The organism is Bacillus zhangzhouensis (assembly GCF_000715205.1).
GTDB classification, from domain to species: Bacteria; Bacillota; Bacilli; order Bacillales; family Bacillaceae; genus Bacillus; species Bacillus zhangzhouensis.
Window position 1 is genome coordinate 1 of record NZ_JOTP01000063.1, and the last position, 1474, is coordinate 1474.

General features: G+C 33.9%; 4 protein-coding genes. 1 reads left to right on the forward strand and 3 read right to left on the reverse strand.

The features are described from left to right. On the reverse strand, nt 1-414 hold a 414-nt coding region (locus tag BA70_RS18690), incomplete at its 3' end, for a response regulator aspartate phosphatase (RefSeq protein ID WP_034325240.1). Nucleotides 415-542: 128 nt separating this feature from the next. Then, the gene (locus BA70_RS18695; protein WP_034325242.1) at nt 543-1043 is read right to left on the reverse strand and encodes a hypothetical protein; all 501 of its coding nucleotides are present in this window, start codon (nt 1041-1043) and stop codon (nt 543-545) included. An 83-nt stretch (nt 1044-1126) separates the two neighbouring features. Between BA70_RS18695 and BA70_RS18700 the strand changes: the two genes are divergently transcribed. Continuing rightward, nucleotides 1127-1330: a hypothetical protein gene (locus tag BA70_RS18700; RefSeq protein WP_034325243.1), complete on the forward strand. Its 204-nt coding sequence runs from the start codon at nt 1127-1129 to the stop codon at nt 1328-1330. Nucleotides 1331-1352: 22 nt separating this feature from the next. On the opposite strand, the gene BA70_RS18705 is transcribed toward BA70_RS18700, so the two are convergent. Beyond that, the coding region (locus tag BA70_RS18705) for a peptidoglycan-binding domain-containing protein (protein ID WP_034325244.1) at nt 1353-1474 on the reverse strand (122 nt) is incomplete at its 5' end.

Below are 1474 nucleotides of genomic sequence, written 5' to 3' on the forward strand. Positions count from 1 at the left end.
GGCACGTTCAATATCATCACTTACAAGAGACAGTTTTTTTTCTGCTCGTTTGTAGAAGGTAATTGCGTTGAGGTATTCATAATTTTCAAATTCATACATTCCATAGAAGAAATTAAAATAATAATCAAGTAAGCCTGTCAATTTCTCTTGATCCTTTTTAATCTTCATTGCTAACTCTCTAAAGTTGGCACGCTCTTTTCCATTTTCCAATGGGTTCAAATAATCCAACATTAATTTATGTCGGAACTCCATGAGTGAGAAATATAATAATAAATCCTGGTTTTCTTCCATATCATCAAGCAAAGATTTTATTTCTTCTTTATATGCTTCGGCGTCCGGTACGTTAAATCTTTGAATATGGTAATACCATTCATTGATTTTCATACCGACATGAGAAGATAGAACTTTCTCCATAAGACCCTACCCCTTCCTTGCTATTCCCTATAATGACATATATTATCATTTTCCGAATAATTCCACACCGAAAAGAAACCGCAATAAGAACAAAAAAATAGCCCCTCCAAACGGAAGGGCTTTTTTATTTAAAACAAGAAAAAGTTAATTGCATAGTAAACACCATCAGCAATAATTTGAGCTGATCCTCCACCAATTTTCGGTTTTAAAGCAGCATATAGCTTATTCTTGATCATGTTTGCAGTAACATCAGGGATATTAGCTAATTCTTCAATCTTTTTAGCTATGAAATTAGAATTCTCTTTAAATGCTTTGGCAGCTTTTCCGTCAGCTTTTCTTAAAACAAGACTAGCTGCTTTCCCTCCGTACCTTACGCCTTCAGCTACTAATTCAGCCGCCAACTTTACTAAGTATCCTCTAAAGGATTGAGTTTGGATAATAGGGTCTTCTATTTCTGTTTCACCCGCTAAACTCTTTAATGACTGTATTTTCACTTGAATTTGCTGTGATGCCATAGTCTCATTATCCTTATTAGGAGTTGCGGCTCTTGATACAGTCGGCAACAATGTTGATACTAATAGTAAAGTTGCTAACGAAACAATAAGTAACTTAGATATAAATTTATTCATTTTACCACCACCTTCCTTGTATGGTATTATATACTAAATTTATAAATAATTGTATATTAAATTAAATGAAAAGGATGATTATTATGAGGAAAATCTATAATTATATGAATAGAGAGCAGAAGCAACATGCAATAAAATTGCTTCATGCAGATATAGAAGAATTGAAAAAGGAACAATCACAAGAAGAAGAAAAGGGTTATTCCGGGGTAATTAAGGCAGCTATTGAGGAAACAATTGAAAGATACAAAAAAGATATAGAATTTCTTGAAAATGATTTAAAAAAATGAGCAGGCATAACGCCTGCCCTTTTTATTTTAATAGCTTTTCGAGGGCTGCTTTAGTCTTTGGGCCGTAAATGCCATCAGCAGCAAGTCCATGCATCAATTGGAATCGTTTGACCGCATCCGCCGTTTTAGGTCCGTAATAGCCAT